General features: G+C 46.7%; 13 protein-coding genes. All 13 read left to right on the top strand.

Annotation, left to right across the window (positions count from 1 at the left end; genetic code table 11):
- Position 1: 1 nt before the first annotated feature.
- The 13 genes from DFP76_RS10900 (at position 2) to DFP76_RS10960 (ending at position 15,688) form a co-directional block, all read left to right on the top strand.
- Positions 2 to 2,146 carry an alpha-galactosidase gene (locus DFP76_RS10900; protein ID WP_113874669.1) on the top strand — a complete coding sequence of 715 codons (2,145 nt, stop codon included), beginning with the start codon at positions 2 to 4 and terminating at the stop codon, positions 2,144 to 2,146.
- Positions 2,143 to 3,876, top strand: a complete 1,734-nt coding sequence (locus tag DFP76_RS10905; RefSeq protein ID WP_113874670.1) for an IlvD/Edd family dehydratase — start codon at positions 2,143 to 2,145, stop codon at positions 3,874 to 3,876. The genes DFP76_RS10900 and DFP76_RS10905 overlap by 4 nt, the downstream gene beginning before the upstream one ends.
- Positions 3,876 to 4,649, top strand: a complete 774-nt coding sequence (locus tag DFP76_RS10910) for an SDR family NAD(P)-dependent oxidoreductase (protein ID WP_113874671.1) — start codon at positions 3,876 to 3,878, stop codon at positions 4,647 to 4,649. Before DFP76_RS10905 ends, DFP76_RS10910 begins: the two co-directional genes overlap by 1 nt.
- Positions 4,649 to 5,635 carry a 2-dehydro-3-deoxygalactonokinase gene (locus DFP76_RS10915; protein WP_113874672.1) on the top strand — a complete coding sequence of 329 codons (987 nt, stop codon included), beginning with the start codon at positions 4,649 to 4,651 and terminating at the stop codon, positions 5,633 to 5,635. Before DFP76_RS10910 ends, DFP76_RS10915 begins: the two co-directional genes overlap by 1 nt.
- Complete coding sequence (locus tag DFP76_RS10920; protein ID WP_113874673.1) at positions 5,635 to 6,276, top strand: 2-dehydro-3-deoxy-6-phosphogalactonate aldolase; 642 nt, start codon at positions 5,635 to 5,637, stop codon at positions 6,274 to 6,276. The genes DFP76_RS10915 and DFP76_RS10920 overlap by 1 nt, the downstream gene beginning before the upstream one ends.
- A 1-nt stretch (position 6,277) precedes the next feature.
- A complete protein-coding gene (locus DFP76_RS10925) occupies positions 6,278 to 7,156 on the top strand; it encodes an SMP-30/gluconolactonase/LRE family protein (protein ID WP_113874674.1) in 879 nt (292 codons plus the stop codon).
- Position 7,157: 1 nt separating this feature from the next.
- Positions 7,158 to 9,128, top strand: a complete 1,971-nt coding sequence (locus tag DFP76_RS10930; RefSeq protein WP_113874675.1) for a beta-galactosidase — start codon at positions 7,158 to 7,160, stop codon at positions 9,126 to 9,128.
- Positions 9,129 to 9,240: 112 nt separating this feature from the next.
- Positions 9,241 to 10,464 carry an ABC transporter substrate-binding protein gene (locus DFP76_RS10935; RefSeq protein WP_113874676.1) on the top strand — a complete coding sequence of 408 codons (1,224 nt, stop codon included), beginning with the start codon at positions 9,241 to 9,243 and terminating at the stop codon, positions 10,462 to 10,464.
- A 251-nt stretch (positions 10,465 to 10,715) separates the two neighbouring features.
- On the top strand, positions 10,716 to 12,191 hold the full coding sequence (locus DFP76_RS10940) for an ABC transporter substrate-binding protein (RefSeq protein WP_245931919.1): 1,476 nt from the start codon (positions 10,716 to 10,718) through the stop codon (positions 12,189 to 12,191).
- On the top strand, positions 12,191 to 13,123 hold the full coding sequence (locus DFP76_RS10945) for an ABC transporter permease (RefSeq protein WP_113874678.1): 933 nt from the start codon (positions 12,191 to 12,193) through the stop codon (positions 13,121 to 13,123). Before DFP76_RS10940 ends, DFP76_RS10945 begins: the two co-directional genes overlap by 1 nt.
- Positions 13,120 to 13,902, top strand: a complete 783-nt coding sequence (locus DFP76_RS10950) for an ABC transporter permease (RefSeq protein WP_113874679.1) — start codon at positions 13,120 to 13,122, stop codon at positions 13,900 to 13,902. Before DFP76_RS10945 ends, DFP76_RS10950 begins: the two co-directional genes overlap by 4 nt.
- Positions 13,899 to 15,284: an ABC transporter ATP-binding protein gene (locus tag DFP76_RS10955; RefSeq protein WP_113874680.1), complete on the top strand. Its 1,386-nt coding sequence runs from the start codon at positions 13,899 to 13,901 to the stop codon at positions 15,282 to 15,284. The genes DFP76_RS10950 and DFP76_RS10955 overlap by 4 nt, the downstream gene beginning before the upstream one ends.
- A 152-nt stretch (positions 15,285 to 15,436) precedes the next feature.
- Complete coding sequence (locus DFP76_RS10960) at positions 15,437 to 15,688, top strand: hypothetical protein (protein ID WP_113874681.1); 252 nt, start codon at positions 15,437 to 15,439, stop codon at positions 15,686 to 15,688.
- Positions 15,689 to 15,769: the final 81 nt, after the last annotated feature.

Raw genomic sequence — 15,769 nt, forward strand, 5'->3', positions numbered from 1 at the left:
TATGTCTATATCACAACAAACTAGCTTGTATCGTGTCGATCAACAGGACAAAACGCTGGTGATTGCGTGTCATCAGAAGGCGTCCCCCGAGTTGGTGTATTTTGGTGATGCTTTGCCAAAAGAGACGTCACTAGAGAGTGTGTATTTATCGCAACAAGCAGGCATCCCGCAAGCCATGCTGGATCAGCCTGCAGCGATGAGCCTTATTCCAGAAGCGGGTCGTGGTTGGTTGCAATCGCCAGCAGTAGAAGCGCAAGCCCTTGATCGTCCGGTATGGGCTATGCGCTGGCAACAGGTTCGTGTCGACCAGCAAAGTCAGGACCTATTTATAGCGCTTGAAGACCCGATTGCTCAGTTGGCATTGACCTTACAAATTGGCTTGTTGCCTTCTGGGGTTTTGCATCAGCAAGTGACATTAACCAACTTGGGTTCAGCTCATGTCCAAGTGCAGCGTTTGGCTTGTACCTTGCCGGTGAGTGTGGAATTAACGGAACGCATCAGCTTTTATGGCCGTTGGTGTCAAGAATTCCAACAGGCCAGAGAGCCATGGCAAAGTACTTGGTTGCAAGAGAATCGCAATGGTCGAAATGGTCATGCTAATTTTCCAGGTGTGATAGTAGGGCAAGCAGGGTTTACCGAACAACAAGGCCAAGTGCTGGGCATGCATTTGGCGTGGAGTGGTAATCACAGGTTAAAAGCCGACTACAGCATTGAAGGGCATCGCTATTTGCAGGCCGAAGCCTTGTACTTGCCTGGAGAAATAGTGCTCGAGGCGAATGAAAGTCTAACATCGCCGCCAATGTTGGTCAGTCACAGCGCTTGTGGGGCAAATCACATGAGTCAGGCTTTCCACCGTGAAGCCCGAGCGCGTTTGCAATTAGTCAAACCTCGACCAGTCCATTTAAACACTTGGGAAGCCTTTTACTTTGATCATGACATGACCAAATTAAAAGAGCTGGCATCAGCGGCGGCTGATGTCGGCGTGGAACGCTATATATTGGACGATGGCTGGTTCAAAGGGCGCAATGATGACCACGCAGCTCTAGGCGATTGGTTTGTTGATGAAGCCAAATACCCAGATGGTCTCATGCCTTTAATCCGTCATGTAAAAGCATTGGGCATGGAATTTGGCCTTTGGTTTGAGCCGGAAATGGTAAATCCAGATTCCGATTTGTATCGCGCTCAACCAGAATGGGCATTGCAATTGCCACAATACAGTGCCTGTTTAGGTCGCAATCAATTGGTACTCAATCTCGCCATTCCAGAAGCCTACGCTTATCTGCGTGAACGCTTATTCGATCTTTTTAAAGCCTATCCCATTGATTATGTGAAATGGGATATGAACCGAGATTATTCTCAGCCAAGTGGTGCCATTGCGCCGCAAGCGCACGCTCAGGTACTGGCTTTGTACCGCTTACTGGCAGAGATCAATCAAGCGTTTCCTAATATGGAAATCGAAAGTTGCTCCTCTGGTGGCGCGCGAGTGGACTTTGGTATTTTGAATTTCACTAAACGCTTTTGGGCATCGGATTGTAATGATGCTTTGGAGCGTCAAAGCATACAGCGTGGCTTTAGTTACTTTTTCCCGCCCGAAGTCATGGGTTCCCATATTGGACCAGACAAGAGTCATACCACGAGTCGTGTACATGATGTGGCGTTTCGTTCAGGAACCGCCATGTTAGGTCATCTTGGTATTGAGTGGAATTTGTTGGAAGCCAATACCCAGCAAAAAGCCACCATTGCCAATTGGATAAAACAATACAAGCGTACCCGTGATTGCCTTCATCAGGGGAATAATTGGCGTTTGCCGAGCGCGGATGGCCATGCGCAAACTCAATGGGCGCTTAGTCAGGACGGACAGCAGGGCGTCGCGGTTTACAGCCAGCTTGCCATGCCAAAGCAAGCGCAAACCTTGCCAATTCGCTTACCAGGCTTAATTCCTGAGCAGAATTACCAAGTCACAGTATTAGAACACAGCCCTTTACCAGGTCATTTAATGAAAGCCAAACCGGCTTGGTGGGACACAGAATTACATTTAAACGGTGCCAGCTTGATGCAGATCGGAGTGCAACTTCCTATCTTAGATCCAGAGTCCATTGTCTTATTGGAAATCAAGGCTGTGCCCAGTTCGGAGAAAAACACATGAGTGATGAGAACAAAAGCAAAAAGCCGTTACGTAGCCAAGAATGGTACGGAAAACTCGATAAGGACGGCTTTATTCATCGCAGTTGGATGAAAAACCAAGGCTTACCAGATCACAGTTTTGATGGTCGACCTATCATTGGTATCTGTAACTCTTGGAGTGAGTTAACACCTTGTAATGCCCACTTACGCGAATTGGCCGAATACGTGAAGCGCGGTGTGTGGGAAGCGGGCGGTGTGCCGCTTGAATTTCCTGTTATGTCGTTGGGTGAAACGCAAATGAAACCGACGGCCATGCTGTTTCGCAATCTGATGAGCATGGATGTTGAAGAATCCATTCGTGCCTATGGTATGGACGGCGTTGTTTTATTAGGTGGTTGTGACAAGACAACGCCTGCGCAATTAATGGGGGCCTGTTCGGTGGATTTGCCGGCCATCGTAGTGAGTTCTGGCCCTATGTTGAACGGTAAATATCGTGGCAAAGACATCGGCTCAGGTACCGATGTGTGGAAGTTCAGTGAAGCGGTGCGTGGTGGCAAAATGAGCCTAGACGAATTTATGCGCGCTGAATCTGGTATGTCACGCTCTCGTGGTACCTGTATGACCATGGGAACCGCGTCCACCATGTCTTGTTTGACCGAAGCTTTGGGTATGTCCTTACCTGAAAACGGTACGCTTCCGGCGGTAGACGCTCGTCGTCAGGCGTTGGCTCATTTGACCGGTATGCGCATTGTAGAAATGGTCAAAGAAGACCTAAAACCATCGGACATATTGACCAAATCGGCGTTTGAAAATGCCATTCGAGCCAATGCCGCCATTGGTGGTTCGACCAACGCTGTGGTGCATTTATTGGCGATTGCAGGTCGTGTCGGTGTGGAACTGACATTGGATGACTGGGATCGCATTGGCGCAGAAATTCCCTGTCTAGTTGACCTCATGCCGTCAGGGCGTTTCCTAATGGAAGATTTCCACTATGCTGGTGGTTTTCCTGCCTTGATCCAGCGTCTTCAAGATGAATTTGATATGCAGGCGATGACGGTGTCGGGTTCGAGTCTTGCCGACTCAACCAAAGAAGCGGAATGCTTTAACGACGAGGTTATTCGACCACTAGACAAACCACTGCGTAAAAAAGCCGGTATTGCGGTACTGAAAGGCAACCTTTGTCCACAAGGTGCCATTATTAAACCCAGTGCCGCTACGCCAGCTTTGCTACAGCACACGGGTAAAGCCGTGGTGTTTGAAAACATTGAAGATTACAAGGCACGTATCGATTCACCTGAACTGGAGGTGGGCAAAGACTCTATTCTAGTGCTGAAAGGCTGTGGTCCTAAAGGTTATCCGGGCATGCCGGAAGTGGGCAACATGGCACTGCCAAGCAAGTTGTTAGAGCAAGGCATTACCGACATGGTACGCATCAGTGATGCTCGTATGAGTGGTACTGCCTTCGGTACTGTGGTGTTGCACGTGGCGCCAGAAGCCACCATGGGTGGCCCGTTAGCGCTGGTAAAAAATGGCGATGAAATTACCTTAGATGTGGCTGGACGTGGTTTGCATTTGCACATTTCGGATGAAGAGATGGCAGAGCGTCAAGCGAACTGGCAAGCACAAGAGAGTGAGTATCATCGTGGTTACGCCAAACTTTATATCGATCATGTGATGCAAGCTGATCGTGGCGCTGATCTCGATTTCTTAGTGGGCAAAAGTGGCTCAAAAGTCAGTAGGGAGTCTCATTAATGACTAATAATAACAATAAAACCTCTTACCCGAGTTTAGCGGGGCGACATGCTTTGGTCAGTGGTGGCGCATCTGGCATAGGTGAGGCATTAGTGCGCGCTTTAACAACACAAGGCTGCAAGGTCAGCTTTTTTGATATTGACCAGAAAGCAGGCGATGCCTTAGTTAGCGAATTGCAGCAACAGGGTCATCAGGTGCATTTTGACCTGGTCGATCTAACGCAAATTGACCTGTTAAAAACCACCATTGCGGCGCGGATTGACGCTTGGGGCGCAGTGCGTATCTTGGTGAATAATGCGGCTAATGATCACCGGCACAGTTTGCAAGAATTAACCTCAGAGCAGTTTGATCAATGCATGGCGGTGAACCTAAAGCACCATTTCTTTGCAGCTCAGGCAGTTGCACCTGGTATGGCCGCCGCAGGTGGTGGCAGCATCATTAACATGAGTTCCAATTCTTGGATGTTGGGTTTGGCTGGTTACCCAGGTTATGTCACAGCCAAAGCAGGTATTTCGGGCTTGACCAAAGGCTTAGCCCGCGAGCTTGGTGCAGACAAAATCCGTGTGAATACGGTATTGCCAGGCTGGGTCATGACGGAAAAACAAAAACGCTTGTGGCTGACGCCTGAAGCGGAAGCGGAATTAATGACCCAGCAAGCCTTAAAAGAAAAGATTGAGCCTGAAGATGTGGCGGATCTGGTGCTCTTCTTGGGTGCCGATGATAGCCGTATGATTTCAGGTCAGAGTCTTGTCGTCGACGGAGGGCGTTTGTAATGACCTCTGTGAATTCTGTTTCGCCATTATCAAAATCCTCAGCAAACTTCATTGCAGTAGATTGGGGAACCACCAACCTGCGTGCTTTTTTGATGAATCAGCAGGGGCAAATTCAAGCTCAGCGAAGCAGTGATAAGGGGATGTTAAAACTGTCGAGTGACGAGTTTGAGACTGTTTTAGCGGATCTGCTTGGCGATTGGCTGGAGTCGGGTCTGCCCATTTACATGGCGGGTATGGTTGGCAGCCGAGGTGGCTGGCAAGAAGTGCCTTATCAAAGTTGTCCTATTCCATTAACCGAGCTTGCTAATCATCTGCATTGGTTAACGACCTCATTGCCTAACCAAGTCGCCATCGTGCCTGGTCTACAAAGTCAGGGCATTGCTGGTATGGCAGATGTTATGCGCGGTGAAGAAACTCAGTTGTTAGGGGCATTAGATTGGTTGGAAAGTCACAATCTAAGCAGTGAAAATCGGGTGTTTTGTTTGCCTGGCACTCACTGTAAATGGGTGCAGATTGAACAAGGTAAAGTGACGGGGTTTTCAACGGCCATTACCGGTGAGCTGTTTGCTCGACTGAATGATGAATCCAGTTTAGTAAAAGGTTTGCCACACTCTGACGAATTGCTCGTGCAGGCGTTTCAAAAAGGTCTTCTAGCCAGTCAACAAGCGGGTGGCATCATGCACCAATTATTCAGTGCGCGCAGCCGTTATGTCTGTGGTGAATTGGCCGCCGAAGAAGTGCGTGATTACTTGTCTGGTATCGTTATAGGACACGATGTGAATGACATTTTATCAGACCTGCCTCAGCCAGTGAAAAGTGTATTGATCATTGGTAGTAAAGGGTTAAACGAGCGCTACCAATTAGCCTTAGCTAAACAGGGTTTGAATGTAGATTTCATGGAAGCTGGTGAAGCCAGTATTCGAGGTTTAAAGCGTTTGGCGAATTTAACGTCTGATACGCCTAACTTAGCAGAAGGAAAAGAATAATGACGCATTCCTTTGATGCATTAATGCAAGAATTTCCTATGGTTGCCATTTTGCGTGGTGTGCAGTCCGACGAAGTGGTAGAGCATACGCAAGTCTTATTAGACGCTGGTTTTAAAATGATTGAGGTCCCTCTAAATTCCCCTGATCCTTTTACCAGCATTCGTCTTTTACAAGAGACTTTTGGTGAGCAGGCACTGATTGGTGCGGGCACTGTATTAACCCAGCAAGACTTGGCGAAACTCATTGCTACTGGTGCGGGCTTGATGGTGTGTCCACATACTGATGTGGAGCTGATTAAAACCGCAAAACAAGCCGGATTATTTGCCTTGCCGGGCTTTTTTACTGCCAGCGAAGCCTTTGCCGCCTTGCAAGCTGGCGCAGACGGCTTAAAACTCTTTCCGGCAGAAGCCTTGCCTTCACTTAAAGTGATTAAAGCCTTGGGTGCGGTGATTCCGAGTGATACTTGGATTTGCCCTGTGGGAGGTGTCACACCTGATAATGTGGCGGAATACTTTACCGCCGGTGCCAAAGGTTTTGGTTTGGGTTCGGCCTTGTACAAAAAAGGCCAATCGGTTGCGACAACAAAAGCCAATGCACAGGCGTTTGCAAATGCTTGGCAAGCTTGGCAGGGAGCTAACTAAAATGCAGCAAATCAGTGAACAACGACATCAATTGGCAGAAGGCCCGTTTTGGTGCGCACAGCAGCAAGCTTTATATTGGGTGGATATACCAGCGTGCCAGGTTTGGTGTTGGCATCAGGCCAGTAACCAAACCCAGCATTGGACCTTGCCGAAAAAAGTCTCGGCCGTTTTTACCACGCAAAGCGAGCGCTTGTTAGTGACCTTGGCAGATGGCGTTGCTTATTTGGATAAGCAAAGCGGTGAGCTGGAATACTTGTGTGAGCTTGATGCAGACATTCCAGGTAATCGTAGTAACGATGCTAAGTGTGACCCAGATGGTACCTTGTGGGTAGGAACTATGGATGACGCTGAGCAAAAAGCCAGTGGTCGTTTATGGAAAGTCACTTCTGAGGGTAAGAAAACCCTGATGTTAGAAGGCATTGGTATTTCCAACACCTTGGCGTGGGACTTATCTCGTGGTCGTTTTTACTTTGGCGATTCTATGACTCGCAAAGTACACGCATTTCCTTATCCAGAATTCTACGATATTCGTTCTCAGAAACCTTTTTTTGAAGTGAAGGAAGGTATTGGGGCGGATGGTTCTTGTATTGATCAGCAAGCTTGTTTGTGGAATGCCAATTGGGACGGTTCTCGCATTGTGCGTTATAGCCCTGAAGGTGAGGTGTTACAGACGATTGAATTGCCATTTAAAAGGCCAACCAGTTGTGTTTTTGGTGGTGTGGATGGCAATACTTTGTTTATCACTTCTGCCAGTGTGGCAAGCAGTGAAGAAGAACTGGTTCATCAGCCATTAGCAGGTCATGTGGTGGCGATCGATCTTAAAGCTGAGTACGGCATAGACGTGGCAGGTGAGCCAAGTCAGCCTTTTGCTGGAGCATAAAATGAAATTAGGTGTGTGTTATTACCCAGAGCATTGGCCAAAAAGCCGTTGGCGAGCCGATGCTGAGCATATGAGAAAAATTGGCATTGAGTACGTTCGTGTCGGTGAGTTTAGTTGGAGCACTATAGAGCCAACACCAGGTGAATTGCACTGGCAGTGGTTGGATGAATCACTGGATATTTTGCATGAGAACGGTTTGAAAGTGATCCTTGGTACACCGACTGCAACACCACCTAAATGGTTGGTGGATCGTTATCCTGGCATGTTGGCAAAAGATGAACAAGGTCGTGTACGTGGCTTTGGTTCCCGTCGTCACTACACCTTTGCCAGTTTAGAGTATCGAGAAGAATGCCGTCGTATCACCAGTTTGATGGCACAGCGTTATGGCCAGCATCCTGCGGTTGCTTCTTGGCAAACTGACAATGAATTCGGCTGTCACGATACCATTTTAAGTTATGCAGAAGCGGACTTAGCGGCATTTCACATTTGGTTGAAAGACAAATACGGAACCATTGAGGTGCTAAATCAGGCCTGGGGTAACGTGTTTTGGAGCATGGAATACCGCAGCTTTGATGAAATAGAATTGCCAAATCTGACGGTGACGGAAGCCAATCCTTCGCACCGTGTAGACTTTCAGCGTTGTTGTTCCGATCAAGTGGTGGCCTACAACAAGCTACAGGTAGATATTTTGCGAGAGCATTCTGCTGGTCGAGATTTGGTTCATAACTACATGGGCTTTTTCACTGCGTTTGATCATCACAAAGTGGGACAGGATCTGGATGTCGCCAGCTGGGACACCTACCCACTTGGCTTTTTGGATCAAGAAGTCATTTACAGCGAAGAAGAAAAGCACACTTATTTACGTGTTGGACACCCTGACTTCGGCGCTTTTCACCACGACTTGTACCGTGGTTGTGGCAAAGGTCGCTTGTGGATTATGGAGCAACAACCGGGGCCAGTAAACTGGGCGCCACATAATCCGACCCCTGCGGATGGCGCGGTGCGTTTGTGGACATGGGAAGCCTTTTCTCATGGTGCTGAGCTGGTATCGTATTTCCGTTGGCGTCAGGCGCCTTTTGCGCAAGAGCAAATGCACGCCGGTTTATTGCGACCCGATGCGGAAGAGGCGGAAGCTGCGAAAGAAGCGGCGCAAGTCGCGCAGGAAGTCGTAAAACTGTCTGCTGCATTAGGTATGGATGCGGATGAGCTGTTATCTCTGCCGAGCGCTGGCAAGGTAGCTTTGATGTTTGATTATGACGCTTGTTGGTCATTAGACATTCAACCGCAATCACGAGCGTATCGTTATCTTTTCTGGTGTTATCGCATGTATGAAGGATTGCGTGAATTAGGTTTGTCAGTTGACATTATTCCTTCCAACGCTCCTTTAGATACCTATCAAATGCTCGTGTTGCCAGCGCAAGCACACATTAGTGATGACCTGTTAGCGCGTTTAGAAGCATTTGACGGTGTGTTGTTAGCAGGCCCGCGAACGGGCAGTAAAACCTCGAATTATCAAATTCCAGAAAACCTCGCTCCCGGTCCGTTGGCTAAGTTAATGCCATTGCAAGTTGAGCGTGTTGACGCTTTGCCTAATCACACTCAGATGGCCGTTTCTGGCGCTTGGGGCGAAGGCTTACTCAAACATTGGCACGAGCAAATTGCGACAGACTTACCTTGCTTGTTAAAAGACAACTCAGGTAATCCTGTGCTGGTCGGTCAAGGCCAACATTATTACTTAGGCTCTTGCCTGGACAATGGTGCGTTAAAAGCCAGTTTAGCTAAATTGGCTGAAAAAGCGGGTCTGGAAACCTATTACCTGCCGAAAGGCGTAAGAATCCGTGAGAGAGGCGAGCTCATTTTTGTGATGAATTATGCTTCTCAAACAATCGATTTTGCTCCTGAAGGGGCGGAATTGGTGATCGGTAGTCGCCGTTTGGAAACGGCAAATATTGCTATTTGGAAAAAGTGCTAGTAAAGCAAAAAAATAAAGTGGAACTAAGTTTCTTTTATTGAAAGTTTAGAAAAAATGTTTAATATTGAAACTTGGTTCCAGTAAATAAAAAGAAAAAGAGGACTTGCTTATCATGAAAAAAATCCAATCCATGTTGGTCGGAGCAATGGCATTAACGGCCGCTTCACTCGCCAGTGCGGGCACCTTGGTCATTAACTCGGATCAAGCTGATCCGGCACCCAAAAAAGCCTTCGCTGAAATCATTCAAAAATTTGAACAAGAAAACCCAGATATCACGATTAAATACAATCTTTATGATAAAGAAGCGTATAAAACAGCGATTCGTAACTGGCTATCGACCACGCCACCAGATGTGGTGTTTTGGTATGCGGGCAACCGTATGAAAGCCTTTGTTGACCGTGGTTTGTTTGAAGATGTGAGTGATCTTTGGGACAACAATGGTCTGAAGAAAGATATGGCTTCAGCAGCACCCGCCATGACCATTGATGGTAAACAGTGGGGTATGCCTTACACTTACTACCAATGGGGCATCTATTACCGTAAAGACATTTTCGAGAATTTAGGTCTGTCTGAACCAAAAACTTGGGACGAGTTTCTGGCGGTAAATGCTAAACTGAAAGCAAACGATGTGACCCCTGTCACCATTGGCACCAAATATCTTTGGACGGCAGCAGGGTGGTTTGATTATTTGAACATGCGTACAAACGGTTTGGCATTCCACATTGACTTAATGGATGGCAAGATTCCTTACACTGACCCTCGTGTGCGCAAGACTTTTGAAAACTGGAAAGTGCTGGTTGATAAAGGCTACTTCCTGAAAAACCATGCATCATACTCTTGGCAAGAAGCGCAACCTTTCCTATACAACGGTAAGGCTGCGATGTACTTGATTGGTAATTTCATTACGCCAAACTTCCCGAAAGAGTTAGACGGTAAAATTGGTTTCTTCCAGTTCCCACAAATTGATCCAAGTGTTGGCATGGCAGAAGACGCGCCAATGGACACTATTCACATTCCATCCAAAGCGGCGAATAAGGCCGATGCGCGTAAGTTCTTAGAATTTATGTCCCGTGCCGATAACCAAACCTTGGTGAATGCGGCTTTGATCCAAATTCCACCGAATGTTAACGCCCAAGCACCTGATAATTACTTCTTAAATAAAGGTGTCGATATGCTGAACAATGCCTCTGGTACAGCACAGTTTTACGACCGTGATACTGAACCAAGTATGGCGCAAGAAGGAATGAAAGGTTTCCAAGAATTCATGGTGAAACCTGAGCGTTTGGATGCTATTTTGAAACGTCTTGAAAGAGCAAGAAAGCGCGCCTTCCGTTAATCCTTTAATTGCTAGTACATAAAAGCCAGTTTCAGAGTGTTGAAACTGGCTTTTTTTGTTTTTCCTAACTGCTTGTGCCACAGACTTTTTTTCATTTGATTTAGAAAAGCACTTGCTCTAAATGGGTGTGATTCTCATAAAATATGTTATATCATAACTTTTCTTTTGTGATTGAATAGGAAATCATCTCTGTGACAAGGCTATTTATTGTATTAATCAGTGTATTTGGCGTTATGTTTAGTGGCCAAAGTATGGCTAAACCTACTCCAGAAAACACATTATCTATTAGTGCCGCTTTTGAGTTCACTAGTTTAGACCCCTCTAAGAACGGTTATATATTTAGCCGTATGCAAATTATTGAAACCCTATTGGATGTTGATGAAAAGGGCGCATTAATGCCCGCGTTAGCCAGTCATTGGGCGATTAGCAATGATGCCAAAACTTGGACCTTTGATATTCGCCAAGGTGTTCATTTTCATGATGGTTCTTTGCTGGATGCCGCTGCGGTTGTAAAGAGCCTAAAGATTGCATTGCAAAAACACGGTGCGTTGCGAAAAGCACCAATTGAGCAGATCGAAGCCTTGGGCGATCACCAAGTCGTTATTCGGTTATCCAGTCCTTACGTTGTTCTTGGTGCCGTATTAGCCAATTATGCGAATGCCATTTTGTCACCTAGTGCTTATGCAAAAGATGGTGAAGTATTGGCACTGTCTTCAACTGGCCCATATCAGCTCTATCAGTTTTCGCCACCGCACAAATTGGTCGTGGAGAAGTTTGATGATTACTGGGGTAAAAAAGCCAGCATTCCATATGCCAGTTATTTGACTGGACACCGCGCAGAAAGTCGTGTTTTACAGGCACGCAGTGGGCAAGCGGACATTGTGTTTGGTTTGGACCCTGCCAGTCTGCCAATTCTGAAGCGTCTGCCGAATCTTACGTTACATTCGAACGCCATTCCTAGAACCATTGTTATCAAATTAAACAGTGAATACCCTTTCCTAAAGGATATTCGTGCTCGTCAAGCCTTGAGTGACGCCATTAATCGCGTAGGCATTGCCCGTGGTGTGTTGCGAACGCCTGGTGCAGAAACGGAACAAATCATGCCTACTTCCATGTCAAATTGGCATCTTAATGTTCCAAACAAGGTGTCTGGTGGCAAAGCCAAAGCTGAAGCTTTATTGGCAGAACTTGGCTGGCAGAAAAATAAAGATGGTTACCTAGAGAAACAAGGTGAGGTTTTCACGGTACGTTTGATCACTTACGCGGACCGACCAGAATTGACGACAGTGGCAACGGCGATTCAGGCGCAATGGGAAGCCATTGGAGTGAAAACAAAAGTCGATGTCACGAACTCCAGTGCGATTCCAATGGGCCATCAGGATGGTTCTTTGCAAGCCGCTTTGATTGCTCGAAATTATGGCTTTATTGCGGATCCATTAGCGGTTTTATTGGCGGACTATGGCCAAAACGGTGGTGGTGAGTGGGGCGCGATGAATTGGCATAACGATGCGATTAGCCGTTTATTGTCAGAACTTGAGCAGACCACAGACGCTCAAACATATCGTCAAAAAGCGCAGCAAGTGGCGCAGTATATTTACAATGAACGTCCTGTCATCCCAGTAACGTCTTATGTTCAACAAACGTCGGTGAGTAAGCGTGTTAAAGGCTTTCATTTTGATCCGTTTGAACGTCGATTTTTGTTGAATGAGATGGAGTTAATTCGTTAATGAAGGCATTGCTTTTAAAACGGCTGTTACAGCTGATCACTGTAGTATGGGGCGTTGGCACCTTAACCTTTGTGCTGATGCGCTCCTTACCTGGTGATATGGCGTATCGAATTGCTGCCAGTCGTTATGGACAAGATAACGTAAACTCAGACGCTGCTGCTTTAGTGCGTGAGGAGTTAGGTTTAAATCAACACCCCTTAGAAGCGTATTGGCACTGGTTAACCGATTTGTTGCAGTTTAACTTGGGCAATTCAATGGTAAGTGGTTTACCTGTCATTGAATCGGTACAGCACATGCTGGGTCACTCTATGTTATTGGCGTTTGCAGGCTTAATGGTATCCATTTTAATCGCCATTCCTTTGGGCTTGCTGTCTGCTTGGCGAGGCAATCCATTGGACTCTGTTTTGATGGGGTTGTCGAGTGCCATCCGTGCGATGCCTGTGTTCGTGATCGGGGTGCTATTCGTGCTCCTGTTTGCTTTGCATCTGGGCTGGTTTCCGGTTGCCGGTTACGGCACCTTTGCGCATTTGGTGCTGCCTGCGGTGACTCTCGCATTAAGTTTGGCAGCCGTATCAAATCGTGTGGTTCGTGACTCGGCCAAGCAAACATTCCGTGCTGCTTTTTACCAGTTTTCCAAGGTGAAAGGTCTTTCCACTTGGCAGACCTTTCAACGTCACGGGGTGCGAAACATTGCGGTGCCAGTTGTGGCGTTTTTCGGCATTCAGTTGGTTAGTATGATTGAAGGGATTGTGATGATTGAGTCCTTGTTTTCATGGCCAGGCATAGGTCATGGTTTGGCTCATGCTATTTTTGCTCGTGATATTCCTGTAATTCAGGGTGCGGCTCTGGCCATGGGGGTGGTGTTTGTTCTTTTGAATACACTTGTTGACTTGTTGTGTTTATGGATTGATCCACGAGGAGTTGAACAATGACATTACGAGCATCTCAATGGGCAGGTTTGTCTTTGTTAATAGGTTTAATGCTGTTTTCTGTATTGGGCATCACCTTATCGCCTTACAGTATTTCCCAGCAAGATTTGAACGCCATCTTGGTTCCGCCAAATGCCGATCACTGGCTAGGAACGGATCACTTTGGGCGAAGCATGCTTTCTCGTATGGCGCACGCGATTGGTTTGTCGTTTGCTCTTGGTATCTTATGCGTTGTGACCTCGGCTCTTTTGGGGACAGCGCTTGGGGTAACGGCAGTTTGGGCTGGAAAGCGTGTAGATCAGGCTTTAGCTATCCTTGTTAATATTTTGTTGGCTCTACCCGGTTTGGTCATTGTGTTGTTATTCGCTGCCATTGCACCGGGTTCATTTTGGGTGTTGTATATCGCCATTTCCCTTGTTCAATGGGTGGAATACTTCCGAGTGACTCGCGCCATTACACAAGGGGTCATTCAAAGCCCTGCGCGTCAATCCTCTAATATGATGGGCTTTGGTACTTGGTATCAGTTTAAGCGACATATCTGGCCGGCTATCGCCCCTTCGGTGTTCACCTTGGCGGCGTTTGGCGGGGCGAATGCGATTCTTACCATGGCGTCATTGGGTTTTGTGTATGTTGGGATCCAACCGCCTTTGGCGGAGCTTGGTTTGATGACAGTGGAATTGTTTCCTTTTTATAGTGAAGCGCCTTGGTTGTTGGCTCAACCTTTGGTTGTCATCGCTTTGATGGTGTTTGGTTTTCATCTATTAGCAGGTAAACGCGCATGAGAGATATGTTAAAAGTTACCAATCTGGCCGTTTATGTTGATGATGTATGTTTGTTGGAGCCGATTTCATTTCGCTTGAGAGAAGGAGAGCCATTGACCATTCTTGGTCAAACAGGGTCAGGTAAAAGCCTCCTGGCACAGGCTATTATGGGGCTGTTGCCTGATGAGTTACGTCTGGTAGGGCAAGTAGAAGTATTGGGTAATGTTTTATCGCTTGCAGAGCGTCGTGCTTTATGGGGGCGTGAGATGGTGATGTTACCGCAAGAGCCTTGGCATGCACTTGATCCTTTGATGAAAGGGCATGATCAAGTGAAAGAAGTGTATCAATTGGTTCAGGGTGACGACAAAGCTTCTGCAGAGCACAAAACCCGGCTGGATTTGGCGCACGTTGGTTTAACGGAAAATGGCCATAAGCGGCCAGGTCAGTTGTCGGGCGGCATGGCACAGCGTTTGGCTATTACTGCTGCAACCGCTGCTGGGGCGAATCTGATTTTGGCCGATGAGCCAACTAAGGGACTGGATGTTACTCGCCGTGATGATATTGTGCGTTTATTACAAGCGCGGGCTGAGGGTGGCAGCCTATTGACCATTACGCATGATGTGGCGATTGCTCATCAATTAGCGGGGCGTTTGATGGTGATTAAAGGCGGCGCTTTAGTAGAAGAAGGCGATGCCCAGCAAATTTTGAATCAACCAAAGGATGATTATACCAAAGCCTTGATTGCTGCTGAGCCAAAACAATGGCCTAAGCCTAGACTTGCTGAAGTTGGTAACACTTTGGTGTTAGAAGCTGACAAGTTGGCCATAGAGCGAGGCGGTCGAACCTTGTTTAAGGACATTTCGTTTTCTGTTCATCAAGATGAAGTCGTTGGTGTTGTGGGTGACAGTGGCTGTGGTAAATCATCCCTCGGCGATGCATTGTTAGGTTTATTACCATTGCAGCAAGGTCATCTTAATCGGTTGTCGAGTGCATCCAAACCTTATCAATGGTTGAAACTGTATCAAGATCCTCCATCGGCTTTTACCTCCAGCGTTAGCTTACAACAGTTGCTTGATGACTTGGTGCAACTTCATCATCTTGATCAATCTCGCATTGCCCCATTAATGGCTCGATTAAGCTTGCCTGAGGGTATACTCGAACGTAATTGCTTGTCTGTATCGGGTGGGGAATTGCAGCGTTTTGCCATTCTTAGAGCGTTGTTGTTGGATCCTGTGTTTTTGTTTGCGGATGAGCCAACCTCGCGGCTGGATCCAATTACCGCTCAAGAGGTGACTCAGTTGTTGGTCGAGTTGGCAAGGGAAACGGGTTGTGCTGTTTTGTTAGTTAGTCATGATCCAGACTTAGTCAGCAAGACCTGTGATCAAGTGATTAGATTAAGCTAAGGATTCGTGACCGGTAGCATGAGTATGAAAAACACCCGAATGTATATTCGGGTGTTTTTGTTCCTATCTTAGAAAATACCTTGCTGGCTTTATATTTAGGCCTGCCTGTGGTCTAATTTTTCGCTGAAAAATTGATTCTTTAGGAAGCAAGTATGTCATTTAAAAAAGTTATTCTGTTACCCATTTTTACTGGTCTTTTGGGATTGTCTTCAACGAGCCTGTTCGCTTTTGATGACTACTGCACTCCAAAGTTAAATAAGTATCTTGATAATGTACAAAAAACAGTCGATTCAAAGTACATATCCAGCCGCCAAAAAGACGTTGCACAAAAGATTTTAGACAAGGTGAAAAACAGTCGCAATGACACCGAAGACTGTGTGCTGATTGATAAGTTGCTTCCTTAATATAACGTCTATTTAGATTGTAATGAGAAGGCCATTGAAATGAATAGGTATTGGCTTAGTTTTTATGTACAGCATTGTCTT

Origin of the sequence: Marinomonas aquiplantarum, assembly GCF_003314975.1 — a bacterium.
In the GTDB taxonomy this organism is placed as follows: domain Bacteria; phylum Pseudomonadota; class Gammaproteobacteria; order Pseudomonadales; family Marinomonadaceae; genus Marinomonas; species Marinomonas aquiplantarum.

Coding starts and splice junctions, on each gene's coding strand:
- DFP76_RS10900 (WP_113874669.1), top strand. CDS start 2: ATGTCTATATCACAACAAACTAGCTTGTATCGTGTCGATCAACAGGAC.
- DFP76_RS10905 (WP_113874670.1), top strand. CDS start 2,143: ATGAGTGATGAGAACAAAAGCAAAAAGCCGTTACGTAGCCAAGAATGG.
- DFP76_RS10910 (WP_113874671.1), top strand. CDS start 3,876: ATGACTAATAATAACAATAAAACCTCTTACCCGAGTTTAGCGGGGCGA.
- DFP76_RS10915 (WP_113874672.1), top strand. CDS start 4,649: ATGACCTCTGTGAATTCTGTTTCGCCATTATCAAAATCCTCAGCAAAC.
- DFP76_RS10920 (WP_113874673.1), top strand. CDS start 5,635: ATGACGCATTCCTTTGATGCATTAATGCAAGAATTTCCTATGGTTGCC.
- DFP76_RS10925 (WP_113874674.1), top strand. CDS start 6,278: ATGCAGCAAATCAGTGAACAACGACATCAATTGGCAGAAGGCCCGTTT.
- DFP76_RS10930 (WP_113874675.1), top strand. CDS start 7,158: ATGAAATTAGGTGTGTGTTATTACCCAGAGCATTGGCCAAAAAGCCGT.
- DFP76_RS10935 (WP_113874676.1), top strand. CDS start 9,241: ATGAAAAAAATCCAATCCATGTTGGTCGGAGCAATGGCATTAACGGCC.
- DFP76_RS10940 (WP_245931919.1), top strand. CDS start 10,716: ATGGCTAAACCTACTCCAGAAAACACATTATCTATTAGTGCCGCTTTT.
- DFP76_RS10945 (WP_113874678.1), top strand. CDS start 12,191: ATGAAGGCATTGCTTTTAAAACGGCTGTTACAGCTGATCACTGTAGTA.
- DFP76_RS10950 (WP_113874679.1), top strand. CDS start 13,120: ATGACATTACGAGCATCTCAATGGGCAGGTTTGTCTTTGTTAATAGGT.
- DFP76_RS10955 (WP_113874680.1), top strand. CDS start 13,899: ATGAGAGATATGTTAAAAGTTACCAATCTGGCCGTTTATGTTGATGAT.
- DFP76_RS10960 (WP_113874681.1), top strand. CDS start 15,437: ATGTCATTTAAAAAAGTTATTCTGTTACCCATTTTTACTGGTCTTTTG.